The following is a 25742-nucleotide window of genomic DNA, read 5'->3' on the forward strand; positions in this document are numbered from 1 at the left end:
CCCGCGGGCCAAATAAAGGCTGCCCCGGTGTTTCCCGGTTTTTTATAAGCTGCGGGGAACGCCGGGGCAGTCTTGGTCGCTGACGGGAACCGTAAAAATGCGCGGCAGCCCCGCCCAGGCGATAGATTTGCACGCATGACCGAACCCTCTTCAGCAATCAGCCGCGGCACCATCCTGGTAATCAACGGCCCCAACCTGAACCTCCTCGGAACCCGGGAGCCGGAGAAGTACGGCACTTCCACCCTGGCTGACGTGGAGGACCTTGCCGCCCGGACTGCGGAGGGGCACGGGTTCTCGGCTGAGTGTGTTCAGTCGAACCACGAGGGCGTCCTGCTCGATACCATCCACGCAGCCCGTGGCTCCGCCGTCGGAATTGTCCTGAACGCCGGTGCCTTCACCCACACGTCTGTTGCCCTCCGTGATGCCCTGGCCGCCGTGCAGCTGCCGGCCGTGGAAGTGCACATCACCAACGTGCACCAGCGCGAGGAGTTCCGGCACCACTCATTCCTCTCACCGGTCTGCTCTGCGGTGATCGTGGGTGCGGGCGTGTTCGGTTACAAGCTGGCCATCGACTACCTGGCTGAGGTTCTTTAAGCAGCTACTTCTGGATGCACTGACCCGAGGAAACAGGCGCACTCAATGACGGCGCCTGTGCCGCCACCGGATTGAGGTCGTCCATAGTGATCGCAAAACCCATCTCTGCGTCCGACGTCGCCTTGGCAAAAATCACTCCCGCCACCTGGCCATTGGGTGTCAGCAGCGGACCGCCGGAGTTCCCGGGCTGGACGTTTCCGGCCAGCCGGTAAATCTCTTCAGGCGAGGGGTTGGTGCCGTAGATATCCGGTACCAGCACCGTGGTGATGTCCTGGACGGTGGCCGGCCGGGACTGGAAGGGACCGCCGTGCGGATAGCCTGCGAACGCGGCCGGGCTGCCGTTGGGCAGGTCAGCGCTCAGTGGCAGCGGCTGGGCAGGCAGGTCGTCCACCGCCAGCACCGCGAGGTCATGCCGGGTGTCGAAGTAGACCACCCGCCCGGGCATCGCGCCGCCGTCGGGCATCTCCACGACGGGTTGCGACACGCCCGCCACCACGTGCGCATTCGTTACCACCCGGTCCTGGGAAACAACGAAACCGGTGCCGGTCTGGTTCTGGCCGCACTGGTAAGCCGTGCCGGCAATTCTCAGGACAGATTCGGCCGCCCTGTTCAGGGCCGGGGTGTCGGTACTGGCGTCCGGCACGGGCACTGCCGGGCCCTGGTCCAGTCCCTCAATCAGGGTAGGGATTCCGTTCCCGATGACTGTCGAGCGCAACTGCGCCATGGTGGCTTTCACCGGGTCCGGCGTCAGGCCGTCGATGAAGCGGATGACCCGGGATTCGGCGAGCTGCTGGGAAACAATGGGGACGCCAAGGGAGCTGACGCTGAAGGCCAGCATGGACATAACCAGCGCGGAGACCGCCACGTTGACGGCGCCGCCGACCAGCCGGTCCACGGCCCGGAGGGGCCGGATCCGCACTGCGCCGCGGACCTGCCGGCCAATCATTGTGCCCAGGCCATGCCCCATAACCACCAGCGCGACGGCGGCGGCAATAATGGCGGTCAGCCTCCACCCGGAGTCCTCGACAAAGCCGCTCACGAGGGGAACCGCGAAGAATGCTGCAACGGCTCCTGCAGCGAATCCGGCAATACCGCCCACTGTCACAAAGAAGCCGTTGCGCAGGCCGTAGATCAGGTAGGACAGCAGCGCCAGGATCAGGACCAGGTCCAGGACAGTCAAGCCGACCACTAAGGCTCCTTATAAGCAGTTGTAACCTCATTCTAGTGGCGTAGGCTGACAATCTTCTGTGGGTTCGCTTCCCTGGCGGCGCCCGCCGTTTGGGCGTTTTGGCTGCCAAGTTCGTCACAGAACCTTGAAAATTCTGAAACAATGGCACAAGCGCCACAGCCGACACTTTTATTCAGGAGATTTTATGGACATCGAGGTACTGCGCCGAGCACCACTTTTCGCCACGCTCGACGACGACGCATTCCGTCTGCTGACGGACGAGCTCACCGAGGTGGACCTTTCCCGCGGTGCTTCGGTTTTCCGTGAGGGAGATCAGGGCGACCAGCTCTACTTCATCGTCTCGGGCAAGGTGAAGCTTGGACGCACCTCCCCCGACGGCCGGGAATCCCTCCTTGCCATCCTCGGCCCGGGTGAGCTCTTCGGCGAAATGGCCCTGTTTGATCCCAGCCCGCGCACTGCCACCGCCACCGCAGTGTCCGAGACCCGCCTGGCCGGGCTGAAGAATGAAAGCCTGAACAACCTGCTGCGCACCCGCCCAGAGGTGTCCGCACAGCTCCTGCAGGCCCTGGCACGCCGGCTGCGCCGCACCAACGATTCCCTGTCTGACCTGGTGTTCTCTGATGTTCCCGGCCGCGTCGCCAAGGCCCTCCTGGACCTGGCAGACCGCTTCGGCCGGCCCGCCACGGACGGCGTCCTGGTGGCCCACGAGCTCACCCAGGAAGAGCTGGCCCAGCTTGTCGGTGCCTCCCGCGAGACCGTGAACAAGGCCCTCGCCGAGTTCGTGCAGCGCGGCTGGCTTCGCCTGGAAGCCCGCGCCGTCGTCATCCTGGACATGCAGCGCCTCCGCCAGCGCTCCCGTTAGTCCTCACAGCACAAAGGCCGCCCCAAAGGGGCGGCCTTTTGCGTGCTCAAGCAACGCCCCATCACCTCCCGCAGCTCCCCAAGCAACGCCCCATCACCTCCCGCAGCTCCCCAAGCAACGCCCCATCACCTCCCGCAGCTCCCCAAGCAACGCCCCATCACCTCCCGCAGCTCCCCAAGCAACGCCCCATCACCTCCCGCAGCTCCCCAAGCAACGCCCCATCACCTGGATAGTGATGGCGCGTCAGCCCAAAACCCGCGGAAAGTGATGGCGCGTCAGCCCAAAACCCACGGAAAGAGATGGCGCGTCAGCCCAAAACCCACGGAAAGAGATGGCGCGTCAGCCCAAAACCCCCGGAAAGTGATGGCGCGCCAGCCCAAAACCCGCGGAAACTGATGGCGCGTCGCGGAGTCTGCCAAGGCCCCGAAAGCACAATGCGGCGGTAAAATTGGGCCTAGAGGTGCATGGGAATGTCCATAGCCATGGCTGTTGTATTGATCCTGTTGGGCCTGGCGTCGGTTGCCGCGGCAATCGGCACTGTGGTCCTGGTGATCAAGGACGGCCGCGGGGAGATTCCGCTGGAACCGACCGTCCGGCCGTGGACTGCAGGAAACCTTCCGAGCCGCCCCTACTCCACGCTCCGCCGCATTTAGCGTTCGCGCTGGGGATCCCCCGCCACCATCTTGGCGGCTTCGACTTCGAGCAGCAGCTTCCCGTCTTCTTCCACGAGCTGCGGCTGATACACGTGGGCCTTGCGCTTGTAGCTGAGATAGGCGATGCAGCCGTTGGCAGCCGCCATCTTTTCGAGCATGATTTCGGAACCTGGAACCAGCAGCCCGCCCAGGGTGCGGCCCACAGTGTTTTCCTGGCCCACCTCGTCGCCGAGGTCAGTGGTGTCACGTCCGGCAATGACGTTGGCCGCATTTACCCACCTGCCCCACACCCCCTTGCCTTCCAGCAGCGTGGGCTGCTGGTTCAGTGGCACGGTGGCGGCGAAATAGCGGGTGTCAAACCTGCGGTGTGCAAAGTCCGGGCTGCGCCAGTTCACGAGGGACTTCAGCAGGTCGGTCCGGACGGACAACCCGCGCTTGGCCAGGACCTCCGGAAAGGTCTTTTCCTGCTCGGCCACCGCAAGGCGGGCCCGCATATACTCCGGCGTGGACGTACCCTCGACGGTGCTCGCCATGTCCGCGCCGGCCAGCAGCACGCCGGTTTCCTCGAAGAGTTCGCGGATGGCGCCCAGCACGTGGCGCCGCGCCAGCCCGACGTCGTCCGTTCCCATCTGCTCAGCCCAATGCTGCGGCGAGGGGCCCAGCCAGGCGACGGGGTCGTCGTCGGCTGCGTCGAGGGAACCGCCCGGAAACGCGAGGACCCCCAGCGGCGAGGAGCCGGGCCGGTAGCCCAGCCACGTTTCCAGGCCGGTGGGGGAATCGCGCAGCAGGACAACCGATGAAGCTAGGCGGGCGGCCCGTGGGGTCCGTTCGCCGTGTTCGAGCCAGCTTTGCGCTGCCCCTTCAAGATCCTGAGGGAGTGCAAACAGGCGTCGGGCGAGCTGAGGCAAAGGAAGCGACCGGTCCTAGCTGAATTCTGCGATCAGTTCGACCTCTACCGGAGAGTCGAGCGGCAGCACGGAAACGCCGACGGCGGAACGTGCGTGCTGGCCCGCGTCGCCGAGGACGCGGCCCAGCAATTCCGAAGCACCGTTGATAACGCCGGGCTGTCCGGTAAAGGAGGGGTCGGACGAGACGAATCCCACAACCTTGACAATCCGCGTGATCCGGTCCAGGTCCCCGATGACGCTTTTAACGGCAGCCAGGGCGTTGACGGCGCAGATGGCGGCGTACCGTTGTGCATCCTCAGGGGATACGGTGGGCTCGTCAGCAAAGCCTCCAGTGCCGGCGGAAACCTTGCCTGTGGCTTCGAGTTTGCCGTTGACGAAGGGCAGCTGGCCGGAGGTGTACACATGATTTCCGGAGATCACCGCCGGGACGTAGGCGGCCACCGGTGGGGCAACCTCAGGAAGTGAGATTCCCAACTCGGCAAGCCGCTGCTCAACAGCGGAGATCGGTGCCGCGGCGGTGCCGGAGTGGGCTTCTGCGGAAGCGCTCATGCTACTGCTTCTCCCGCTTCAGGTAGGCAACCAGGCCGTTTCCGTCCGGTCCTGTGACGACCTGGACGAGCTCCCAGCCGTCATCTCCCCACTGGTCCAGGATCTGCTTTGTGGCGTGAATAATGAGCGGAATCGTGGCGTACTCCCATTTGGTCATGAGAGAAAGACTAGTCCTTGCCGGTAAAGTGGAAAACATGGCTCCTCGTAAGAACCCATTATTCGACACTGCCACCACCCTTGGAAAGATCCTAGTCTTCCTTGGCGTGAGTGCGATTTGCGGTGTCCTGGTAGCAGGCCTGCTGGTTCCCGCGGCAGCGGTTTCAGGCAGCGCAGCCAGCGGTTCGATCGACTTTTTCGATACCCTTCCGGCGGAGCTGAAAGTTGATCCGCCCAACCAGACCACCCGGATCCTGGCAGCGGACGGCAGCGAGATCGCCAGCGTCTACACGGAGAACCGCACCAAGGTTGCCCTGGACCAGATCTCGCCGTTTGTGAAGGAAGCTGTCATCGCCGTTGAGGACAGCCGGTTCTACGAACACGGTGGCGTGGATACTACGGGTATTTTGCGTGCAGTGGTCAGCACGGCACGCGGCAACAAGCAGGGCGCCTCCACCATCACGCAGCAGTACGTGAACAACGTCCTCAACTCCAATCTCGCCGCCGAGGGCCGGGATGAGGACATCAAGCTCAACGGCGTGAACAAGGGCGTGGGCGACAAACTCCGCGAGATGAAGCTGGCCATTGCCCTGGAGAAGGAGTTCAGCAAGGAGCAGATCCTTGAGGGCTACCTGAACATTGTGTTCTTCAACCGGGACGCGTACGGCATCGAAGCCGCCTCCCGCTTCTTCTTCAGCACCACTGCAAAAAACCTGACCCTTCCCCAGGCTGCGCTGCTCGCCGGGTTGGTCAACAGTCCGTCCGCGTTCGACCCCATCAACAACCCTGAGAACGCCAAGCAGCGCCGCGACCTGGTGCTGGGCCTGATGCTTAGCCAGGGCAAAATCACCAAGGCTGAGCACGACGCCGCCGTGGCTACTCCGGTGAAGCCCAAGGTGACCCAGCCCAAGCAGGGCTGCGCCTACGCTTCCTCGGCACCATACTTCTGTGATTACGTGCTGCACCTTCTGGAGAACAACCCGGCCTATGGCGCGGATATCAACGAGCGCCGGCGCCTGATCTACGGCGGTGGCCTCACCATCACCACCACCCTGGATCCGAAGGCGCAGGCCACGGCGCAGGAGCAGGTCAACGCGTCCGCCGGGGCCAACCCGGATAAGTGGGGCGCTGCCCTGGTGTCGCTGCAGCCCAACTCGGGCAAGATCGTCTCGATGGCCCAGAACACCACGTTCCTGCCCAACCGGGGTTTCGATTCCCAGCTGAACTTCAACGTGGACAAGTTGGACAAGGACGGCAACGACCTCAACGGCATTGGCGGTTTCCAGCCTGGCTCCACCATGAAGCCGTTCACCTTTGCCCAGTGGCTCAACGAGGGCAAGCCCATGAACACCGTGGTGAACTCCGCCCAGCGTGTTTACCCGGTCGGGTTCCCGTGGCGCAACAGCTGCGGCACGGTCACCGGCGCCTACAGCACCGCCGACAAGAACGCGGGCCTCGATGCCGCCGATGACCTCCAGAACGCCGAACCGCAGTGGTACCGTCCCCTGTCCGTCCTCGAAGGTCTCTACAACTCGATCAACACCGTGACCTTCGCTTCTGCAGCACAGCTGGATTTCTGCGGCATCCAGAAAGTCGTTGACGCAGTGGGCCTGCACGGCGGCCTGCCGTCGGCAGACGGCTCCGAGCCAAACCCGAAGGTGAACATGATGACGCTGGGCAACCTGCTGGGCTCCACGCAGACGTCCCCGTTGACCATGGCCAGCGCCTTTGCCACCTTCGCGAACGACGGCAAGTTCTGCGAGGCCATCGCCATTAACTCCGTCACCGACGCTACCGGCAAGCAGTTGCCGGCGCAGTCCACCAGCTGCCGCGACGCTATCAAGCCCGAAGTTGCACGAGGCGTTAATCATGCGCTGCAGGAAGTCATGAACCGTGGTTCCGGTTCGCTGATCGAGCCGCGGCTCTCTACCCGCACCAGCTTCCCCATCGGCGCCAAGACCGGTACGTCCAACAACAACGGCTCCACCTGGGTTGTCGGGCACACCACGGGCCTTGCCACCGCGGCGTGGTTCGGTGACGCCCTGGGCGCCCAGGGCCGTCCCGGCCAGAACGTCACGGTCAACGGCAAGTTCTACCAGGGCATTGACGGCTACATGATTGCCGGGCCGATGTTCTCTAACTTCATGACCCAGATCGCGCCGGCCTACGGCACGGAGCCCTTCCCGGAGCCCCCAAACGAACTGCTGTACGGCGGCGGCGATTTCACCCGCAGCGCCACTCCAGTCGAACCGCAGGCGGAGGCTCCCCAAGCGCCGGCGCCCGACGCCCCGGCAGCACCTCAGCCCGCCCCCGAGCCGAGCAACAACGGGAACGGCAATCGAAACGGGAACAATGACGATTAACCCGATGACCTCAACCAGTCCATTGGCCAGCCGCGCCCGAACCATCGGGCGCGGCTTTGCCGTCACCGCAGGAGCCGGGACCGCGGCAGGAGTTGCCGCCTTCGGGTATGGCCTATGGGAGAAGAACCAGTTTGTCCTCCGCGAAGAGACGCTGGACATCCTCCCCGCCGGGCAGGCACCGTTCCGCATCCTCCACCTGAGCGACATCCACTTTGTTCCCGGGCAGAAAAAGAAGGCTGCCTGGCTGGAGTCCCTGGCCGGCCTTGAGCCCGACCTGGTGGTCAACACCGGCGACAACCTCAGCCACGCCAAGGCGGTGGACCCGCTCCTGCAGGCCCTTCGCCCCCTCCTGGAGTTTCCCGGCGTCTTTGTCCCCGGCTCCAATGACTACTTCGCCCCCAGTCTGAAGAACCCGGCCGCGTACCTCCGGGGGCCGTCCAAGGCAAAGCCCAAACCTACGGTGCTTGACTGGCCGCGGCTCCGTTCCGGCTTCGGTATGGGCGGCTGGGTGGACCTGACGAACCGTCATCAGTCCGTGGTCCTGAAGGGCATGCGCTTCGACTTCTCAGGCGTGGACGATCCCCACTTGAACCGCGAACGCTACGCGGGATGGCCGCGGGGCACCATCAACCAGAACGCCACCCCCCACCTCAAAGTCGCAGTCATTCATGCGCCTTACCAGCGCGTGCTTGACCACTTCACGGAAGACGGGGCAGACCTCCTGCTCGCCGGCCATACCCACGGCGGCCAGTTGTGCCTGCCTGGCTACGGCGCGCTGGTATCCAACTGCGACCTCCCCACGTGGCGGGCCAGGGGGCTCAATGACTGGCAGAGCAACGGAAGTACGACGCCGGTGAACGTCTCGGGCGGCATCGGCACCTCCCGCTTCGCTCCGGTCCGCATCGCGTGCAGGCCGGAAGCAGTCCTGCTCACCCTCACCTCGCCCAACTAAATCCCTGCCCAACTGAATCCCTTGCGCCATTACTGCGGGCTTCCAACGGGCAGTTTTAGGAGCGCGTACTGATAGGGCATCCGGGGTGGGCAAGCGCTGAGTGCATTGCGGAACGCAATAACTGGCGAAGCTCCGAATGCGGTCCGCCAGCCTGTGAATCGGCTCACGCCATGGCATAGGGTTGTTGCTACGGGAAACTACATTCGTTTTAGAGCTTGAGAAGCGGGCATGGCCAAGCAGACTTCATTTTTTCGATCCATCAGCCGTCTCTACCCCCATGTCCGGCCAATCATTCCCCGGCTTCTCCTGGGCCTTCTGTGTGCACTCCTGGCCAGCGTTGTTGCCCTGGCCATCCCCCAGGTGCTGCGGGTTTTGATCAACGAATCGCTTCAGCCGGGGGGCACCGCGGAAGCAGTCTGGATCCCGGCCGGCGTCATCCTGGTGCTGGGCGTGGCGGAGGCCGGGCTGGTGGCCCTCCGGCGGCAGTTCGTCATCAACCCCGCCACCTCCGTGGAGACCCGGATGCGTGTTTCGCTGTACGGCCACCTGCAGGACCTGACGGTCTCGTTCCACGACCGCTGGGGGTCCGGCCAGCTGCTCTCCCGCGCCATGACGGACCTGAACTTCCTGCGCCGCTGGATGGCCTTCGGCGCCATCATGCTGGTGGTCACTACCCTCACAGTCATCATCGGTATCGCGGTCATGTTCGCCATGAGCTGGCAGCTGGCCCTCATCTTCCTGGCCGCTGCCGTGCCCATCATGGCCTACAGCTTCCGGTTCCGTACCCGCTTCAGCAGGGTGGCACGCCGCAGCCAGGACCAGGCGGGGGACCTTGCCACCACCGTTGAGGAGTCCGTCCATGGCATCCGCGTGCTCAAAGCGTTTGGCCGCAGCCGGGAAGCGCTCGAAAACTTCGAGGAACAAGCCGAAGAACTGCGCCAGACGGAGATTGATAAAGCACGCCAGCAGGCAACCTTCACCATGGTGGTCACCCTGCTGCCCGAACTCGCCCTCGGCGCGGGACTCGTGGTGGGCGTGATGCTGTGCGCCAGCGGCCAGCTGAGCATCGGTGCGCTGGTGGCCTTCTTTGCCACTGCCGCCGTCATCGCCTCCCCTGTTGAATTCTCCGGCATGCTGCTGGCCATGGCACTCACCGCCAAGACCGCCGTCGACCGTCACTTCGAGGTGATGGACTCGGTGAACAGCATCACCAGTCCCCCTGAACCCCGGCGGCCCAGCCAACCAGCTGGTGCGCTCCGCTTCAACAACGCCACCTTTGCCTTCGAGGACGCTCCTGACAAGCCGGTCCTGAAGGAGATCAACCTTGACCTGCGGCCCGGCGAAACGATGGCCCTGGTGGGCATCACCGGAAGCGGCAAGAGCGCCCTGATCCAGCTCGTGCCGCGCCTGTACGACGTCACGGACGGCTCCATCACCATCGACGGCGTGGACCTGCGCGACTTCGACGTGGAGGAACTCCGCCGCATCGTCGCAGTGGCCTTCGAGGACACCACGCTGTTTTCCAATTCCGTCCGCGACAACGTCCTGCTCGGGGCCCCGGTCCGCACGGAATCCGTCCTCGAGGAGGCGCTGGACGTGGCCCAGGCGCACTTCGCATACTCCCTGCCCGAAGGCCTGGACACCCTCATCGGCGAGGAAGGCCTTAGCCTGTCCGGCGGGCAGCGGCAGCGCATCGCCCTGGCCCGGGCCATCGCAGCGCGCCCCCGGGTGCTGGTGCTGGACGATCCGCTGTCCGCCCTGGATGTCCATACCGAGGAACTCGTGGAAACGCGGCTGCGGGCCGTGCTGAAGGACACCACCACACTGATCGTGGCCCACCGGCCGTCCACCGTGGCGCTGGCGGACAGGGTGGCGCTGCTGGAGGACGGGAGCATCACTGCCGTCGGAACGCACACCGAACTATTGGCCGGCAATGACCACTACCGCTACGTCATCGCCAGCCTTGACCAGGAACCGCGGGACCTGGACTCCGAACTGTCGGAGCTCAAAGATGCGGGTATCCAGGCAGAGGAAGTGACCCGATGAGCGCCGCAACCTTTGGTACGGCCAACGAAGACAACGCCCACTTGAGCAAGAGCGACAGCAGGGCCGTACGGCGGCGGTCGCTGGCACTGCTGCGCTCCCTCATCCGGCCTGTCCGGCTGCGGTTCTGGCTGACGATCGCCACCGTGGTCCTCTCCCAGGCCGCGCGTGTAGCGGGTCCGGCGCTCATCGCCTTTGGCATCGACCACTCCCTGCCCGCCCTGCAGGCCGGGAACAACCTGCCTCTGGTGCTCACCGGCGTCGCCTATCTGCTGGCGGCGGTTGCGACGGCGGGACTCACCGCCCTGTACGTCACCTCCACGGCGAAGTTAAGCCAGGCCATGCTGCTGGACCTGCGCCTTCGGGTCTTCCGGCACACCCAGCGGCTGAGCCTTGAGTTCCACGAGAAGTACACGTCCGGCCGCATCATTGCCCGGCAGACCTCCGACCTGGAGGCTCTCCGCGAGCTCCTGGATTCCGGTGTCAGCTCCTTGGCGTCCGGCCTGTTGTTCATGATCTTCACCGCGATTACCGTGTTCGCCCTGGACTGGCGAAGCGGCCTGCTGGTGCTGGCTGCCGGCGTGCCCATGTACTTCCTGGCCCGCTGGTACCAGAAGCATTCCCAGATCGTCTTCCGGGAATCCCGGGTGGTGTCTGCCCGGTTGATTGTGCACTTCGTGGAAACGATGACCGGCATCCGGGCAGTGAAGGCCTTCCGCAAGGAACGGGAGAATGCAGAACGCTACGGGAAGCTCGCGGAGGACTACAGGCTGGTCACCGTCCGCTCCATCAACCTCAACGGCATCTTCCAGCCGGGACTGGTGCTGATCGGTAACGTCTGCGTGGCCGTGGTCCTGCTCTTCGGTGGCTTCCGCGTCCTCACCGGCGATCTTGCTGTGGGTGTGCTGCTGGCGCTCATCCTCTCCACCAAGAGGTTCTTCCAGCCGGTGGACCAGATGGCGATGTTCTACAACTCCTTCCAAAGCGCCCAGGCAGCCCTGGAGAAGGTGTCCGGGCTCCTTGAGGAAGTCCCTACCGTCCGGCCGCCCAAGAACCCTGTCGCACTGAGGAACGCCAAGGGTGCCATCCACTTCGAGGACGTGGCATTCGGCTACGGCGACGGGCCGGTGATAGTCCCCACGCTGAACCTGCACATCCCGGCGGGCCAGACCGTCGCCCTGGTGGGCCAGACCGGAGCGGGAAAGTCCACGCTGGCCAAGCTGATCGCCCGCTTCTACGATGTCTCCTCCGGTTCCCTCACCCTGGACGGCGTGGACCTCCGGAATTTGAGCACCACAGACCTGAGGCGAAACATCGTAATGGTCACCCAGGAGGCTTTCCTGTTCAGCGGTTCCGTTGCTGACAACATCGCCCTGGGCCGGCCGGAAGCGTCCCGGACCGAAATCGAGGAAGCAGCGAAGGCAGTGGGCGCACACGAGTTCATCCTTGAGCTTCCGGAAGGCTACGACACGGATGTCAACAAGCGCGGCGGCCGGGTGTCTTCGGGGCAGCGCCAGCTCATCAGCTTCGCCAGGGCGTTCCTGGCCCGCCCGGCGGTGCTGATACTGGACGAGGCAACGTCCTCGCTGGATATCCCCTCGGAGAGGTTGGTTCAGAACGGTTTGGCGCGGCTGCTGGCGGGTACGGATGCTGCCCGCAGGACCGCACTGATCATCGCACATCGTTTGTCCACGGTAGAGACGGCGGACCGGGTGCTGGTGGTCCACGACGGCCGAATTGTTGAGGACGGATCGCCGGCAGAACTGATCGGTGGTGGTGGACGCTTCGCGGACCTGCACGGTGCGTGGAAGGACTCGCTGGTCTGACCCGCCCCGGCCTGCTGCGGATTTCGCATCAGGGACCAGCATCGGCTATCCTTGTAAAGTTGCTTTTGCAGCGGATCGGGATGTAGCGCAGCTTGGTAGCGCGCTTCGTTCGGGACGAAGAGGTCGCAGGTTCAAATCCTGTCATCCCGACCAAATGAAAGAGGGTCTCCTTACGGAGGCCCTCTTTTGTGTTCCCGGCTGACCGGCCCGCGTCCGCCCGGAAAGGGAAAGGCCCCGGAGCTGATGCTCCGGGGCCTCCCTCGCCTCCTTTGTTGAGGAAGCTGGTTATGCAGGATCGGGCCAGTTACCAATGTACGCGGAGTACGTGGTGTCGGTGGTCTCGGTGTCGGTGGTCCTGTCCTTCTTGTCCTTCTTGACCTTCTGAGACGCAGGATCGGGCCAGTTCCCAATAGCTACAGACGTACCGGAGCTATCAGCAACCGAACCCGCAGACAGGACAGCCGGAGCCGCCGCTGAAAATGCCAGCGCCCCCGCCAGCACGGCGGCGGCAGCAATTTTCTTGAACATATAGGTTCCTCAATACGAGTCGGATTCGTTACAAAGCCAGCACTGTCCTTGTTGACACCCATTGTAAAATGTTTTCCACAGGGACTGTCAAGCATTTGGTTAAAGACTGTCCAGATAAGGAGGACGTCCGGTGGGCAACGGATTCGGAGAGAAGCTCAGGGCGGAGCGGCTCGAACGTGGACTGACGCAGGCCGAACTGGGCAAGGACCTGTATTCACCGAGTTACATATCACTGCTGGAAACGGGCCGGAGGGAACCCACGGCCGAGGTTATAGAGGAACTGGCAAGGCGGCTTGATCTGGCGCCGAAGGCTCTTGAGGCGTGGAGCCAGCCGATCACCGTCAGCGATGCAGAGTATGTCCTTGCGGGCCTGTACGCCCGGCAGGCCTGGGACCTGCGCGATTATCCGCTGGCGGCGAGTCATGCCGCGACGGCAGCGCAAATCGCCCTCGAGGGCAAGAACACCAGCGCCTGGTGGAACATGACCTACATGCAGGCGGAGTGCCTTATGAAGGAAGGCAAGCTGCAGGAATGCCAGCAGATAGTCGAGCGTCTCCTGGAGCACCCGATGGCCACGGAATCAGTCGGTCTGGGTGTGCGGGCCAGGCAGATGCTGGCAGCCCTGTGCCATGGACAGGGCCAGTTGTCCGTAGCAGTTGACCATGCGCTCGAAGCAGTAAAACTTTCCGTTCAGTTGCCGCGGAACTCCACTGTGCTTATTGGAGCCCACCGGATTCTGATCGGGGCGTTGGCCGAGAGCGGCCGTCTGGATGAAGCTTGGAAGTTTTGCCTCGCGCTCTACGAACAAGTGGACGAGCACGCGATGTCCCAACTTGCAGGCGAGGTGGCCTGGGTTATTGGAAACGTCGCCTTTATGCGGCACGACTACTCCGAAGGCGTCAAGCACCACGAGCGGGCGGCGAAACTCCTGTCCCCCGCTAACGACATTGAGCTCTGGGCCCGGTTCAACAAGGCGTCGGCTGCTGTGCGGTTGTCCTCCGGAATTGTTGAGCCCGAGACCCTTTCTTCCATCGAACGGGCAGAGCTTGCGTTCTCCATCGTGGGCGGGACCAAGAGCGATGAACTCGAGGTCGCCTTCATCCGCGCCCGCTGGCTGTACCTGACCGGCGACATTGTTGCCGCCGTCGAGAAGCTCCGTGAACTCCACGCCGAGCGCGACGCCCTCGCCAAGCACACGGCAGGTGAGGTTTCGCTGCTCCTCGGCAAGTCACTGAAAGCGGCGGGCGAATCCGACGAAGCCCTGGTGCACCTCGAGGAAGCCCAAAAGGCCTTCAGTGCGGCAGGAGCGGCTGACCGCGTCCAGCAGGCACTGGACGCCGTCCTGGAAATAAAACTGGCCCAACAGCGGGCAGCAGCTGCCACCAAGGTCAGCTAGGCACCACACCAACCGCCGGGAGCAGCTGGGGCTCCGTCCGGCGAAGGCATCAGGCGAAGGGTCGCCCCGTCAGTTTCTCGTAGGCCTCGACATAGCGGCTGCGGGTCCGGGCGATGACCTCATCCGGTAGCGCCGGCGGAGGCATATCGGAAGCCTTGTCCCAGCCGGATTCGGCCGACGTCAGCCAGTCCCGGACGTACTGCTTGTCATACGAGGGCTGCGCCTGTCCCGGCTGGTAGGTGGCAGCGTCCCAGAACCGTGAGGAATCCGGCGTCAGGACCTCGTCGCCCAGGGTGATGGAGCCGGAGACGGCGTCGTAGCCGAACTCCACTTTGGTATCGGCGAGGATGATGCCGCGTTCGCGGGCAACCTCCTCGGCCTTGGTGTAGATCTCCAACGTGAGCTCACTCAGCCGGCCAGCGATATCGTCGCCCACCATGGAAACAACGGCGTCATACGTGATGTTCTCGTCATGCCCGCCCACTTCCGCCTTGGCCGACGGCGTAAAGATGGCCTGCTCCAGCCGCGAGCCGTCCACCAGGCCCTCAGGCAGCGGAATGCTGCACACAGTCCCCGAGGCCTGGTACTCCTGCAGGCCGGTGCCCGTGAGGTAGCCCCGGGCGATGCACTCCACCGGGAACATGTCCAGCTTCTTGCAGATCATTGCGCGGCCTTCGACAGCCGCCGGCACCCCGTCTTCCACGGTGGAGGCCAGGACGTGGTGTTCCACGTCCAGCTGGTCAAACCACCACAGGCTCAGCTGCGTAAGGATGCACCCCTTGTCCGGAATCTCGCTGGCGAGGACATGGTCGAAGGCACTGATGCGGTCGCTGGCCACCACCAGCACGCAGTCCCGGCCTACCCGCCGGCTGACTGAATCGTCCGCCGGTTCGTAGAGGTCACGGACTTTGCCGGAGTAGACGTGCGTCCATCCCGGCAAGTCCAGGGCTGTGGTATCGAAACCGCGTCCTGCAGAATTCCCGCTCATGCTAAGCCTTCCCCTTCATTACGGGCATCGATCCGGTGGCCGCTGACGATACCCGAATCTCGCCACGGGCGGCCTTGCCGCCGATGTCCGTGCGGAACTGGGAGCCTTCAAGCTGTACCAGCTCCACGCCGTCGTACGCTTTTTCACGCGCCTCCACCAGGTCGCTGCCCAGTGCGACGACCGCAAGCACACGCCCCCCGGCGGAGACAACCTTGCCGTCTTCGTCAAAGGAGGTGCCGGCGTGGATCACGTGCACGCCCTCCAGCGCTTCCACCTTCTTCAGCCCGCGGATCCGGTCACCGGTGCGTGGCGTGTCAGGGTAGTTTTCGGACGCCACGACGACGGCGACGGCAGTGTCCTTCGCCCAGCGCAGCTCTTCTGCCTTGTCCAGTTCACCCTTGGCGGCTGCGAGAAGCAGGGCACCGAGCGGCGTCTTGAGCCGGGCCAGCACGGCCTGCGTTTCCGGGTCGCCGAAACGGACGTTGAATTCGATCACGCGGGTGCCCCGCGAGGTCAGCGCAAGCCCCACAAACAGCACGCCCACGAACGGAGTGCCGCGGCTGGCCATCTCGTTGACCGTGGGCTGGGCTACGCGGTCGATGACCTCCTGGACCAGCCCTTCGGGGGCCCACTCCAAGGGAGTATAGGCGCCCATTCCGCCGGTGTTGGGCCCTTCGTCGTTGTCGAAGATCCGCTTGAAGTCCTGGGCTGGTGACAGTGCCACGGTGTTGTGCCCGTCGCAGAGGACAAAGAGGGAAACCTCGGGCCCGTCCAGGAATTCCTCGATCACCACGGAGCCGCCGGCGTCGAAGCAGGACTGCGCGTGCGCCAGGGCTTCGTCGCGGTTCCTGGTGACCACCACACCCTTGCCGGCAGCGAGTCCGTCGTCTTTCACCACGTACGGTGCGCCGAAGGTGTCCAGTGCCGACGCGGCTTCGTCGGCGTTGGTGGCGACCATCGCCATGGCCGTGGGCACACCGGCCTCGGCCATGATTTCCTTGGCGAATGCCTTGGAGGCTTCCAGCTGCGCGGCCGCCTTGCTGGGGCCGAACACCGGGATCCCGGCATCGCGGACGGCATCCGAAACACCTGCTGCCAGCGGCGCCTCGGGGCCCACTACCACGAGGTCCACGGCGAGCTTGGTGGCCAGGGCGGCGACGGCGTCGGGATCATTGCCGTTGATCTTGTGGGTGGGGGCCAGCTTGCTGATGCCGGCATTGCCGGGAGCTGCATGGACCTCGGACACGTTGGGGTCGGCGAGCAGGGAGCGGACAATGGCGTGTTCGCGGCCTCCGGGGCCGATGACGAGTACCTTCACAGTCACCAAGGGTACTTTGTGCACCCGGCCCGCTCCTAAGCTGTGTCAGCCCCGTCAAAACAATCCCCGGCGCCCTCCGCTCCGAATCTATGGCATGAAAAAGCTTCCGAATTGGCTCAAGGGTCCCACCGCCGCGGCTGCGCTGGCAGGGGTGGTGGCGGCCGCCGTCGTCCTGGCCGTGGCTGAGCTGGTGGGGGCGTTTTTTACTGCCCGTGCCACTCCCGTGGTTGCCCTGGGATCCACCTTCATCGACTTCACGCCGTCCTGGCTGAAGGACTTTGCGATCGCCACCTTCGGAACCAATGACAAAACCGCCCTCTTCGTGGGCATGGGCTCAACCATTGCCGTCCTGGCCTGCGTACTGGGCGTGGTGGCGTACCGGCGCTGGGCGCTGGGGGTTCTGGGCGTCCTGTTCATGGGCGCGGTGATCGTGGCCAGCGTGGTGACCCGGGCAGGCGTAGGGCCGGTGGACGCCATCCCGTCGCTGGCAGGGACGCTCGCGGGCCTGGCCGCCCTGCGGTTCCTTATTGTCCCGCTGTGGAAGGCGAAGGGTTGGCCTGATGCGCCCGTCGAAGCCACCGCGGACAATCCGCGGCCCAGCCGCCGTCGCTTCTTCACGGCAGCCGGGATTACCGCAGCCGCTGCCGGCATCGCTGCCACGGGGGGCCGCCTCCTGAGTGCCGCCCGCAGCAATATCGCGCAGGCGCGGGAGGCGTTGCAGCTCCCCGCGCCGATAAAGGCCGCGGCGGCCGTTCCAGCCGGCGTCCAGTCGCCGGTGCCGGGCCTCGCGCCATGGGTGACGCCCAACGGCGAGTTCTACCGCATTGACACGGCCCTCAGCGTCCCGGAAATCGATTTGGACGAGTGGGAACTCCGGGTGCACGGGCTGGTGGAGGAGGAAGTCCGGCTCACATTCCAGGACCTGCTCGACGCCGACCTCATCGAAGCGCACGTCACGCTCACCTGCGTGTCCAACCCCGTGGGCGGCAACCTCGCCGGCAACGCCAAATGGCTGGGCCTGCCCATCCGCGAGGTGCTGAAGCGGGCGAAGCCCAAGGACGGGGCGGACATGGTGCTCTCCACCTCTATTGACGGTTTCAGTGCCTCCACCCCGCTCGAAGTCCTGCAGGATGACCGGGACGCCATGCTGGCCATCGGCATGAACGGCGAGCCGCTCCCCCTCGAACACGGCTACCCGGTGCGGATGGTGGTTCCGGGACTGTACGGATTTGTTTCCGCGACGAAATGGGTGGTGGACCTCGAAGTGACCCGGTTTGCCGACAGCAAGGCCTACTGGACCGGGCGTGGATGGTCTGAGCGCGGACCCATCAAGACCATGGCGCGCGTGGACGTCCCCAAGTCCTTTGCCAAAGTACCCGCCGGGAAGGTTGCCGTGGGCGGCACCGCCTGGGCCCAGACCCGCGGCATTACCAAGGTGGAGATCCAGATCGACAACGCCGACTGGGTGGAGGCAAAGCTGTCCACGGAAGCGTCCCTGGTGACGTGGCGCCAGTGGTCCTATGAGTGGGACGCCGCACCCGGGCCGCACTACATCAAAGTACGTGCCACCGACGGGTCCGGTGAGGTGCAAACTGACCAGCGGGCCGATCCCGTTCCCGACGGCGCCTCCGGCTGGCAGTCGGTCATGGTCACCGTGGAATAGCGCGGCATCGGGCATGCAGGCCCCTAGACTGGCACCATGCCGCATAATCCACACGCCACCTTCACCGTGGACTCCGCCGTCGAACTGGCCGTGATTGAACGCAGCGGCTTTGTGGAGTCCCGGCACATCGGCTCGGCCGTGCTGCTGGCAGCGGACGGGACAGTGGTCACAGAGCTTGGCGACATCAACACCCCCATCTTCGCCAGGTCAGCCCTGAAGCCGTTCCAGGCACTGGCCTCGATGCAGTCAGGGGTGCCGCTCCGTGGGGCGCAGGTTGCCCTGGCCTGCGCAAGCCATGTGGGCTCGCTGGACCATATGGACGTGGTGTCCGGCATGCTCAAGGCGGCCGGCGTCCGCGAGGACCAGCTGCAGTGCCCGGAGGCCTGGCCGCAGGATGAAACGGCGCGCAACTGGCTGGTGCGCTCCGAGCGCGGCAAGTCCAGGCTGGCGTTCAACTGTTCCGGCAAGCACGCTGCCTTCCTATGGGCCTGCACGGAAAACGGCTGGGATACCCACAGCTACCTGGAGCCCAACCACCCGCTGCAGCAGCGGGTCCGCACGGTCATCGAGGAGTACACGGGGGAAAAGATCGCGCACCTGGGAATCGACGGCTGCGGCGCGCCCGTGGCCGCTGTTTCGCTCAAAGGCCTGGCGCGGGGCTTCTCCCAGCTGGCCAAGGCGCCCGGCGACCAGAGTTTCAGCGCCCGCGCCGCCACCATCGCAACGTCGATGCTCGACTACCCCTGGGCGGTACAGGGCCGCGGCGAAGCCAACACCCTGGTGATGGACGAGCTGGAGGTCATCGCCAAGGTTGGCGCCGAAGGCGTCCTCGCCATGGCAACGCAGCAGGGTGTTTCCGTGGCCGTCAAAATATTGGACGGGAATGTCAGGGCCACCTCGCTGGTGGCCCTGACCCTTCTCGCTGCGGCTGGCGCCGTGGAGATTCCGGGGGTTGCGAGCGTCCTCGAAAAAGTGGTGGAGCCGGTGCTGGGCGGCGGCCGCCCGGTCGGACAGATCCGGCTGGGTCCGGCCGTTTCCGCGCTCCTGGACTGACCGCTTGCCGCCTCCATGGCTGTTCGCGGTACCCTGATTGCCTTTGCCACTGCGTCCCTACCCGAAGGAAGCCGGAACATGCCTGTAGCCCGCCGTCGCATCGACGTTCAAGAAGGCGCCGCGGCGGTGGAGGCGTGGCGGAAAGCCGCGGAGCCGTCGTCGGACGCTCCCGTTCCACGGGCCATCCTGGCTACTGCGGTGCGGTACACGCTGGAGGAAGTCACTGCACGGGCGCCGGGCAATTCCGTGGAGGTGCGGGTCCCGCCCTTCGGTGTCACGCAATGCGTGGAGGGTCCGCGGCATACCCGCGGAACGCCGCCCAACGTCATTGAGTGCGACGCCGCCACCTGGCTGGGGATGGTGACGGGCCGGTTGAGCTGGGCGGAGGCAGTCGCTGCCGGCAAGGTAGCCGCCTCGGGCCTGCGCGCGGACCTCTCGGCCCTGCTGCCGCTGTAGCCCGCGGGTTAGCCGCGGCCGATAAACGGCATGCCCGCAGCAGTGATCACCACGGACCCCACACTCGCCGTCGGCGGCATGTTGGCCATCAGCAGGACGGCACGGGCCGCGTCTTCAACGGGAAAAGTGGGTTCAACCCGGCGGCTGCCGTCCGCCTGGAGTGCGCCCTCGCCCACGCCGATGGTGTCCATAATCTCCGTGGCCGTGTTGCCGATGTCGATCTGCCCGCACGTGATCCCGAAGCCCCGCCCATCCAGCTCAATGCTTTTGGTGAGACCTGTCATGGCGTGCTTGGTCACGGCGTAGGCCACCGTCCGGGGCCGGGGCGAGTGGGCGGAGATGGAGCCGTTGTTGATGATCCGTCCGCCCTGGGGTTCCTGCGCCTTCATGGCCCGGACTGCGGCCCCCGCGCACAGCATGGAACCGGTGAGGTTCACCGCTAGCGTGGCATCCCAGTCCTCCAACGAAATGTCGTCCACGCTCGCCGCCGGCCCGAACACCCCGGCGTTGTTGAACAGCACGTCCACCCGGCCCCACCGCTGGCGAACGGCCTCGAAAAGATGCTCGACGTCGCCGGGCCGGGTGACGTCGCAGGCTGCCACCAGCGCATCAGGGTGGCCTTCCGCCGTCTCCACCAGTTGCGCCTCGCGCCGCCCGGCAAGGGCAACGGCGAAGCCATCAGCCAGGAGGAGGCGGGCCACTGCCCGGCCGATGCCGGAGCCGGCACCGGTGACCACTGCAACGCGCCGCGCCGGGTGCTGGGGTTGATGCAAGCTCTTCTCCTGTTTGCCGATGGCTGCACGGCACTGTGCCCTGCCGGGAGGGTTGCCGGCTAAAGCGAAGCCGGCACCCCTGTGTTGTTCAGCGGCCAGCCTATGACGGTCTTGGGCCGCGGCGCAGCGTAGGTCCGGACCTTGGATGTGGACAGTCGCATGCGGACCAGGGATTCGGCGATGGTCACTGCAGACGCAACACCATCCACCACCGGGACGCCCGCACGCTGCCGGATCTGCTCATCCAGGCCAGCCATGCCGCCGCAGCCAAGCACAATCACTTCAGCTTTGTCCTGGCTTACGGCCAGCATCGCCTGGTTGATGATGGCTTCCACCGCACGCTCGGGCTCCTCCTCAAGTTCCAGGACGGCCATGCCGCTGGCCCGGACTGACGCGCAGCGGGCGTCCAGGCCGGCAAGCTTGAGCCGGTCCTCAATGAGCGGGACGGTACGGTCCAGGGTGGTGACCACCGAGTATTTGTGGCCCAGGAACATGGCTGTGCTGGCCGCTGCCTCGGTGATGTCCACGACGGGTACGTCCAGCAACTCCTGCAGCCCCTCGCGTCCGTGCTCGCCGTATCCTGCCTGGACCACGGCGTCGAACGGCTCCGGGTAACTTGTCACGGCATCCATGACGGCGATGGCCGCCAGATAGCTCTCGAAGTTCCCTTCGCAGGAGTCTGCGCCGAACCGCGGCGTTATACCGACGATTTCCGTGCCGGGAGCAGCGAAGCTGCGCGCTTGGGCGGCGATGGAGTCCGTCATGGACCCGGTGGTATTGACGTTTGCTACGAGTATGCGCATCAAGGTTTCCTCTCAGTGGGTGCTGGCGACGGCGATGGCCTCGCCGTCGCGGTCTTCCAGCCGCTGCGAGCGGTCCGCGATGAAGAAATACACCACGGCTGCGATCCCGGCGGCGAAGAACCACGCGAAGGGTGCCGCTGCCGCCAGGCCCGGGACGAACGCTATGAGGAGTGCCACGACAGCGGCTGGCACCATGGCGATGATCGCCCGGGGGTTGACGCCGTTCCGGTAGTAGTAGGCTCCGGCCCGGGAAGCGGTGTACAGCTCGGGGACGTTGACCTTGCCGCGGCGGATGAGCCAGTAGTCAGCCATAACGACGCCGAACAGCGGGCCGAGGAGGGCACCGAGGCCACCCAGGAAGTACAGGATGACCAATGGGTTGTTGTAGAGGTTCCACGGCAGGATGACCAGTCCGATGACGGCGCTGACGATGGCCGCCTTACGGAAGTTCAGTCGCCGGGGGAACAGGTTGGTCAGGGCGTAGACGGGAGCCACGAAGTTTGCCATGAGGTTCACGGCGATGGTCAGGATCAGCAGGGCGAGGCAGGCCAGGACAAGGAAAAGCGTATTGGGAATGGTCTGGACGATGTCCGAGGGGCTTTCGATGATGGTGCCGTTGATCTTGAACTGCCCTCCTGCCATCACCACAACGATGGCGCCGAAGACCAGCATGTTGATGGGGATACCCCAGAAGTTGCCCCGGACCACGGCCTTTTTGGACACCGCCGAGCGGGTGAAGTCGCAGAAGTTCAGGACGAAGGTGCCGTAAATGGAAACCCACAGCGAGCCGCCGGCAAAGATGGTGAGCCACATTTCCGGCCCTTCCAGGGCGTTGTTGGAGGACCACGCAATGGCGCCGCCCGCCTCGATGAAGATCCAGACGGCGATGGCCGCCATGGTGGCCAGGATGACCGGGCCGGCAAAGGCTTCATACTTGCGGATCATTTCCATGCCGAAGCTGACAATCACCAGCTGGACGATCCACAGGATGACGAATGCGACCCAGCCCAGCGTGGATAGGCCCAGGATGGAGTTTGTGTCCATCGCGGCCAGGGACGGAAACATCGCCACGATCATGACGCGGAAGACGACGGACGCAAGATAGGTCTGGATGCCGAACCAGGCGACGGCCACGGCTCCGCGCAGGAGTGCGGCAATTTGAGCGCCCCTGATCCCGAAGCTGATCCTGCTCATCACCGGGAAGGGAACACCGGTCTTCACACCCATGAAGCCCGAGAGGTTGAGGAGGCCGAACAGCAACGCTGCCCCAATTCCCAGGGCCATCAGGATCTGCCATCCACCCAGGCCCAGGGCGAAAAGCCCGATCGCGAAGGCGTAATTGCCCAGGCTGTGCACGTCATTGGCCCAGAGGGTGAAGATGCTGTATCCGGACCAGCTGCGCCCGGCTCGCTTGGTAGGGGCCAGATCCACGTTATAAAGGGAGGGGCTAATGGCCTGGCCGGATGCTGCGCTGGCCGATTCGCACAAAGCTTCAACGCTCAGGGACGGGTGGGCGGAGGCAACTGACGGCACTGTCAGATCGGGAGCCGCGTCAACGCCGACCGGTGGAGGGGTCTGCATAAGAAGTCTCAATTCTGGGAGGATCCCGCGGTGGTGAGGCCGGCCGGAAGGCCGTTTCTGTTATTCCACATTGCGGAATCAAGATATTGAATAGTGAAATAAGAGTATGACCCACATCACCTCCGGTCAAGGGCCGGGTGTCCTGGCGTCGGTCACAATCCGTCGACAGGAGGCTGCCGGGCCCTCCGGCGTCACAGTGGGCCACGCCATGTTGACCGTTCCGCTCACGCCCTCCTATTCTCATAAAGCAAGAATGTTTTCTCACAATACGAAAACATGAGCCATTCGACGATGAAATGAGGCTCCCGTGGCTGCAGGAGAAGATACCTCCCATATCCTCAGCGGGTTGACTAACCAGCTGCCTGATCGTGATCCGGAAGAGACCGCCGAGTGGGTTGAGTCCCTGGATTCGTTGATCAGGGAACAGGGCACCGAGCGTGCCCAATACATCATGCGGAGCCTGCTGCAGCGTGCCGGTGCGCAGAGCGTCGGGGTGCCGATGGTGACCACCACCGATTACGTGAACACCATCCCGGTGGACCAGGAAGCTGCGTTCCCGGGCAACGAGGAGTTCGAGCGCCGGTACCGGGCGTACATGCGCTGGAACGCCGCGGTGATGGTGCACCGGTCCCAGCGGCCGAACATCGGCGTGGGCGGGCACATCTCCACCTACGCCGGCGCCGCGACCCTGTACGAGGTGGGCTTCAACCACTTCTTCCGCGGCAAGGACCACCCCGGCGGCGGGGACCAGGTCTTCTTCCAGGGCCACGCCTCCCCCGGCATGTACGCCCGCGCCTTCATGGAAGGCCGGCTCGCCGAGGAGGACCTGGACGGGTTCCGGCAGGAAAAGTCCCGGCAGGGCCACGCCCTGTCCTCCTACCCGCACCCGCGCCTGATGCCGGACTTCTGGGAATTCCCCACCGTGTCCATGGGCATCGGGCCGATGAACGCGATCTACCAGGCCCAGTCCAACCGTTACCTGCACAACCGGGGCCTGAAAGACACCTCGGACCAGCAGGTCTGGGCGTTCCTGGGCGACGGCGAAATGGACGAGCCCGAATCCCGCGGCCTGCTCCAGCTCGCCGCGAACGAGAACCTGGACAACCTGAACTTCGTCATCAACTGCAACCTCCAGCGCCTGGACGGACCGGTCCGCGGCAACGGCAAGATCATGCAGGAACTCGAAGCGTTCTTCCGCGGCGCCGGCTGGAACGTGATCAAGGTCGTCTGGGGCCGGGAATGGGATGACCTGCTCACCCGCGACACCGACGGGTCACTGGTGAAGATCATGAACGAAACCCCCGACGGGGACTACCAGACCTACAAGGCCGAATCCGGCGGGTTCGTCCGCGAACACTTCTTCGGCAAGGACCCCCGGACCAAGGACCTCGTCGCGGACCTGACCGATGACCAGATCTGGAACCTCAAACGCGGCGGCCACGACTACCGCAAGGTCTACGCCGCGTACAAGGCAGCCACCGAATTCAAGGGCAAACCCACCGTCATCCTCGCCAAAACCGTCAAGGGCTACGGACTCGGACCACACTTCGAGGGCCGCAACGCGACCCACCAGATGAAGAAACTCACCCTGGACGACCTGAAGAAGTTCCGCGACCACCTGCGGATCCCGATTTCCGATGCCCGGCTGGAGGAGGACCCCTACAGCCCGCCGTATTTCCATCCGGGCCATGATGCCCCGGAGATTGTCTATCTCCACGAGCGGCGCAAGGCTCTCGGCGGCGCCGTGCCTGAGCGCCGGTCCAGCCACGAAGCGGTTGAGCTGCCGGACGCGAAGTCCTACGAGGTGGCCAGTCGGGGTTCCGGCAAGCAGCAGGCCGCCACCACGATGGCTTTCGTCAGGCTCCTGAAAGACCTCATCAGGGACAAAAAGTTCGGGCACCGGATTGTGCCCATTGTCCCCGACGAATCCAGGACCTTCGGCATGGACGCGTTCTTCCCGACCGCGAAGATCTACAACCCCAAGGGCCAGAACTACCTCTCCGTGGACCGGGACCTGGTCCTGGCCTACAAGGAGTCCGCGCAGGGCCAGCTGATCCACCCCGGCATCAACGAAGCCGGCGCCGTCGCGGCATTCACCGCCGCAGGAACCGCCTACGCCACCCACGGCGTGCCCCTGATCCCGGTCTACGTCTTCTACTCCATGTTCGGCTTCCAGCGCACCGGCGACGCCTTCTGGGCAGCAGCAGACCAAATGACCCGCGGCTTCATCATCGGCGCCACCGCAGGACGGACCACCCTCACCGGCGAAGGCCTCCAGCACGCCGACGGCCACTCCCCCCTGCTCGCCTCCACGAACCCGGCAGTGGTCACCTACGACCCCGCCTACGGCTACGAAATGGGCCACATCATCCGCGACGGCATTGAGCGGATGTACGGGGACGCTTCCGACGGCGGCCCTGCAGGTTCCGCTGAAGACCGGAACCTGATGTACTACCTCACGGTCTACAACGAGCCGATCATCCAGCCGGCCGAGCCCGAGAACCTCGACGTCCAAGGTGTGCTGAAGGGCATTTACCGGGTCTCGCCGTCGGACGTTGAGGGCCCCAGGAGCCAGATCTTGGCTTCCGGCGTTTCGGTGCCCTGGGCGCTGGACGCCCAGCGGATCCTCGCCGAGGACTGGGGCGTCTCAGCGGACGTCTGGTCCGTCACGTCCTGGAACGAACTGCGCCGCGACGGCCTCGCCGCCGAGGAAGAAGCGTTCCTCAACCCGGGACAGCCCGCCCGCGTCCCGTTCGTGACCCGGCAGCTCGAAGGAGCCACCGGCCCGGTCGTGGCTGTGTCCGACTACATGAAGGCCGTACCGGACCAGATCCGCCAGTTCGTGCCCAACGAGTTCGCCACCCTCGGTGCGGACGGCTTCGGCTTCTCGGACACCCGAGCCGCAGCGCGCCGCTTCTTCAAGAACGACGCCCACTCCATCGTTGTTAAAACCCTGCAGATGTTGGCGGCGAGGGGTGACGTTGAGGAGGGCGCACCGCAATACGCCATGGACCGCTACAAGCTCCTGGACGTGAACGCGGGCACCACAGGCGGGGCCGGCGGCGACGCCTGACCCGCGATCGATGTG

Annotated in this window: 22 protein-coding genes and 1 tRNA gene; 13 read left to right on the top strand and 10 right to left on the bottom strand. The window is 64.8% G+C overall.

The window, feature by feature from the left end:
- Positions 1–135: 135 nt before the first annotated feature.
- Positions 136–594: a type II 3-dehydroquinate dehydratase gene (aroQ, locus tag M1E07_RS16880; RefSeq protein ID WP_461187778.1), complete on the top strand. Its 459-nt coding sequence runs from the start codon at positions 136–138 to the stop codon at positions 592–594.
- 4 nt (positions 595–598) lie between these two features.
- Here aroQ and M1E07_RS16885 read toward each other — a convergent pair whose 3' ends face one another.
- On the bottom strand, positions 599–1783 hold the full coding sequence (locus M1E07_RS16885) for a MarP family serine protease (RefSeq protein WP_461187779.1): 1185 nt from the start codon (positions 1781–1783) through the stop codon (positions 599–601).
- 184 nt (positions 1784–1967) lie between these two features.
- Between M1E07_RS16885 and M1E07_RS16890 the strand changes: the two genes are divergently transcribed.
- Positions 1968–2645 carry a Crp/Fnr family transcriptional regulator gene (locus M1E07_RS16890; protein ID WP_009359192.1) on the top strand — a complete coding sequence of 226 codons (678 nt, stop codon included), beginning with the start codon at positions 1968–1970 and terminating at the stop codon, positions 2643–2645.
- 482 nt (positions 2646–3127) lie between these two features.
- A complete protein-coding gene (locus tag M1E07_RS16895) occupies positions 3128–3298 on the top strand; it encodes a hypothetical protein (protein ID WP_461187780.1) in 171 nt (56 codons plus the stop codon).
- On the opposite strand, the gene M1E07_RS16900 is transcribed toward M1E07_RS16895, so the two are convergent.
- From M1E07_RS16900 to M1E07_RS16910, 3 genes are read right to left on the bottom strand one after another with little or no spacing between them, the layout of a single operon-like run.
- A complete protein-coding gene (locus M1E07_RS16900) occupies positions 3295–4206 on the bottom strand; it encodes an NUDIX hydrolase (protein WP_461187781.1) in 912 nt (303 codons plus the stop codon). The two genes, M1E07_RS16895 and M1E07_RS16900, sit on opposite strands and share 4 nt — an antisense overlap.
- Before the next feature lie 15 nt (positions 4207–4221).
- Positions 4222–4755: a RidA family protein gene (locus M1E07_RS16905; protein ID WP_461187782.1), complete on the bottom strand. Its 534-nt coding sequence runs from the start codon at positions 4753–4755 to the stop codon at positions 4222–4224.
- A gap of 1 nt (position 4756) precedes the next feature.
- On the bottom strand, positions 4757–4912 hold the full coding sequence (locus M1E07_RS16910) for a DUF4177 domain-containing protein (protein ID WP_159828426.1): 156 nt from the start codon (positions 4910–4912) through the stop codon (positions 4757–4759).
- 37 nt (positions 4913–4949) lie between these two features.
- On the opposite strand from M1E07_RS16910, the gene M1E07_RS16915 reads away from it, so the two are divergent.
- From M1E07_RS16915 to M1E07_RS16935, 5 genes are all read left to right on the top strand, one after another.
- Positions 4950–7274 (top strand): transglycosylase domain-containing protein, encoded by a 2325-nt coding sequence (locus M1E07_RS16915; protein ID WP_461187783.1) that lies wholly within the window; start codon positions 4950–4952, stop codon positions 7272–7274.
- A 4-nt stretch (positions 7275–7278) separates the two neighbouring features.
- A complete protein-coding gene (locus tag M1E07_RS16920; protein ID WP_461190424.1) occupies positions 7279–8226 on the top strand; it encodes a metallophosphoesterase in 948 nt (315 codons plus the stop codon).
- A gap of 228 nt (positions 8227–8454) precedes the next feature.
- The gene (locus M1E07_RS16925; RefSeq protein WP_461187784.1) at positions 8455–10272 is read left to right on the top strand and encodes an ABC transporter ATP-binding protein; all 1818 of its coding nucleotides are present in this window, start codon (positions 8455–8457) and stop codon (positions 10270–10272) included.
- The gene (locus M1E07_RS16930; RefSeq protein WP_461187785.1) at positions 10269–12095 is read left to right on the top strand and encodes an ABC transporter ATP-binding protein; all 1827 of its coding nucleotides are present in this window, start codon (positions 10269–10271) and stop codon (positions 12093–12095) included. The genes M1E07_RS16925 and M1E07_RS16930 overlap by 4 nt, the downstream gene beginning before the upstream one ends.
- A gap of 76 nt (positions 12096–12171) precedes the next feature.
- Positions 12172–12248: transfer RNA gene (locus tag M1E07_RS16935), tRNA-Pro, on the top strand.
- A gap of 132 nt (positions 12249–12380) precedes the next feature.
- Here the strand turns inward: M1E07_RS16935 and M1E07_RS16940 are convergent.
- Complete coding sequence (locus M1E07_RS16940) at positions 12381–12623, bottom strand: hypothetical protein (RefSeq protein WP_461187786.1); 243 nt, start codon at positions 12621–12623, stop codon at positions 12381–12383.
- A gap of 130 nt (positions 12624–12753) precedes the next feature.
- Between M1E07_RS16940 and M1E07_RS16945 the strand changes: the two genes are divergently transcribed.
- On the top strand, positions 12754–14019 hold the full coding sequence (locus M1E07_RS16945) for a helix-turn-helix domain-containing protein (RefSeq protein ID WP_461187787.1): 1266 nt from the start codon (positions 12754–12756) through the stop codon (positions 14017–14019).
- Positions 14020–14068: 49 nt separating this feature from the next.
- Here the strand turns inward: M1E07_RS16945 and M1E07_RS16950 are convergent, their stop codons facing one another.
- A complete protein-coding gene (locus M1E07_RS16950; protein ID WP_461187788.1) occupies positions 14069–15007 on the bottom strand; it encodes a phosphoribosylaminoimidazolesuccinocarboxamide synthase in 939 nt (312 codons plus the stop codon).
- Between the two features lies 1 nt (position 15008).
- Complete coding sequence (gene purD / locus M1E07_RS16955; RefSeq protein ID WP_461190425.1) at positions 15009–16325, bottom strand: phosphoribosylamine--glycine ligase; 1317 nt, start codon at positions 16323–16325, stop codon at positions 15009–15011.
- A gap of 94 nt (positions 16326–16419) precedes the next feature.
- On the opposite strand from purD, the gene M1E07_RS16960 reads away from it, so the two are divergent.
- The 3 genes from M1E07_RS16960 to M1E07_RS16970 all read left to right on the top strand — a co-directional run bounded on the left by M1E07_RS16960 (position 16420) and on the right by M1E07_RS16970 (position 19497).
- Positions 16420–17988, top strand: a complete 1569-nt coding sequence (locus M1E07_RS16960; RefSeq protein ID WP_461187789.1) for a molybdopterin-dependent oxidoreductase — start codon at positions 16420–16422, stop codon at positions 17986–17988.
- 36 nt (positions 17989–18024) lie between these two features.
- On the top strand, positions 18025–19041 hold the full coding sequence (locus M1E07_RS16965; protein WP_461187790.1) for an asparaginase: 1017 nt from the start codon (positions 18025–18027) through the stop codon (positions 19039–19041).
- A 78-nt stretch (positions 19042–19119) separates the two neighbouring features.
- Positions 19120–19497: a sterol carrier family protein gene (locus M1E07_RS16970; RefSeq protein ID WP_461187791.1), complete on the top strand. Its 378-nt coding sequence runs from the start codon at positions 19120–19122 to the stop codon at positions 19495–19497.
- Between the two features lie 8 nt (positions 19498–19505).
- Here M1E07_RS16970 and M1E07_RS16975 read toward each other — a convergent pair whose 3' ends face one another.
- From M1E07_RS16975 to M1E07_RS16985, 3 genes are read right to left on the bottom strand one after another with little or no spacing between them, the layout of a single operon-like run.
- Entirely contained in the window at positions 19506–20270 is a 765-nt protein-coding gene (locus M1E07_RS16975) for an SDR family oxidoreductase (RefSeq protein ID WP_461187792.1), read from the bottom strand.
- Between the two features lie 59 nt (positions 20271–20329).
- Positions 20330–21073 (bottom strand): aspartate/glutamate racemase family protein, encoded by a 744-nt coding sequence (locus M1E07_RS16980; protein WP_461187793.1) that lies wholly within the window; start codon positions 21071–21073, stop codon positions 20330–20332.
- 12 nt (positions 21074–21085) lie between these two features.
- Positions 21086–22654, bottom strand: a complete 1569-nt coding sequence (locus tag M1E07_RS16985) for an NCS1 family nucleobase:cation symporter-1 (RefSeq protein WP_461187794.1) — start codon at positions 22652–22654, stop codon at positions 21086–21088.
- 307 nt (positions 22655–22961) lie between these two features.
- Here M1E07_RS16985 and aceE point away from each other — a divergent pair, with 307 nt between their 5' ends.
- Positions 22962–25727 carry a pyruvate dehydrogenase (acetyl-transferring), homodimeric type gene (gene aceE / locus M1E07_RS16990; RefSeq protein ID WP_461187795.1) on the top strand — a complete coding sequence of 922 codons (2766 nt, stop codon included), beginning with the start codon at positions 22962–22964 and terminating at the stop codon, positions 25725–25727.
- Positions 25728–25742 lie beyond the last annotated feature (15 nt).

This window comes from Arthrobacter sp. Z4-13, from assembly GCF_054792705.1.

What these genes read in the sequence shown, in the direction of transcription:
- M1E07_RS16985 (WP_461187794.1), bottom strand. Translation starts at nt 22,654, where the DNA reads ATGCAGACCCCTCCACCGGTCGGCGTTGACGCGGCTCCCGATCTGACA.
- M1E07_RS16950 (WP_461187788.1), bottom strand. Translation starts at nt 15,007, where the DNA reads ATGAGCGGGAATTCTGCAGGACGCGGTTTCGATACCACAGCCCTGGAC.
- M1E07_RS16925 (WP_461187784.1), top strand. Translation starts at nt 8,455, where the DNA reads ATGGCCAAGCAGACTTCATTTTTTCGATCCATCAGCCGTCTCTACCCC.
- aroQ (WP_461187778.1), top strand. Translation starts at nt 136, where the DNA reads ATGACCGAACCCTCTTCAGCAATCAGCCGCGGCACCATCCTGGTAATC.
- M1E07_RS16905 (WP_461187782.1), bottom strand. Translation starts at nt 4,755, where the DNA reads ATGAGCGCTTCCGCAGAAGCCCACTCCGGCACCGCCGCGGCACCGATC.
- M1E07_RS16960 (WP_461187789.1), top strand. Translation starts at nt 16,420, where the DNA reads ATGAAAAAGCTTCCGAATTGGCTCAAGGGTCCCACCGCCGCGGCTGCG.
- M1E07_RS16980 (WP_461187793.1), bottom strand. Translation starts at nt 21,073, where the DNA reads ATGCGCATACTCGTAGCAAACGTCAATACCACCGGGTCCATGACGGAC.
- M1E07_RS16920 (WP_461190424.1), top strand. Translation starts at nt 7,279, where the DNA reads ATGACCTCAACCAGTCCATTGGCCAGCCGCGCCCGAACCATCGGGCGC.
- M1E07_RS16910 (WP_159828426.1), bottom strand. Translation starts at nt 4,912, where the DNA reads ATGACCAAATGGGAGTACGCCACGATTCCGCTCATTATTCACGCCACA.
- M1E07_RS16895 (WP_461187780.1), top strand. Translation starts at nt 3,128, where the DNA reads ATGGCTGTTGTATTGATCCTGTTGGGCCTGGCGTCGGTTGCCGCGGCA.
- M1E07_RS16965 (WP_461187790.1), top strand. Translation starts at nt 18,025, where the DNA reads ATGCCGCATAATCCACACGCCACCTTCACCGTGGACTCCGCCGTCGAA.
- M1E07_RS16940 (WP_461187786.1), bottom strand. Translation starts at nt 12,623, where the DNA reads ATGTTCAAGAAAATTGCTGCCGCCGCCGTGCTGGCGGGGGCGCTGGCA.
- M1E07_RS16930 (WP_461187785.1), top strand. Translation starts at nt 10,269, where the DNA reads ATGAGCGCCGCAACCTTTGGTACGGCCAACGAAGACAACGCCCACTTG.
- M1E07_RS16915 (WP_461187783.1), top strand. Translation starts at nt 4,950, where the DNA reads ATGGCTCCTCGTAAGAACCCATTATTCGACACTGCCACCACCCTTGGA.
- M1E07_RS16970 (WP_461187791.1), top strand. Translation starts at nt 19,120, where the DNA reads ATGCCTGTAGCCCGCCGTCGCATCGACGTTCAAGAAGGCGCCGCGGCG.
- M1E07_RS16890 (WP_009359192.1), top strand. Translation starts at nt 1,968, where the DNA reads ATGGACATCGAGGTACTGCGCCGAGCACCACTTTTCGCCACGCTCGAC.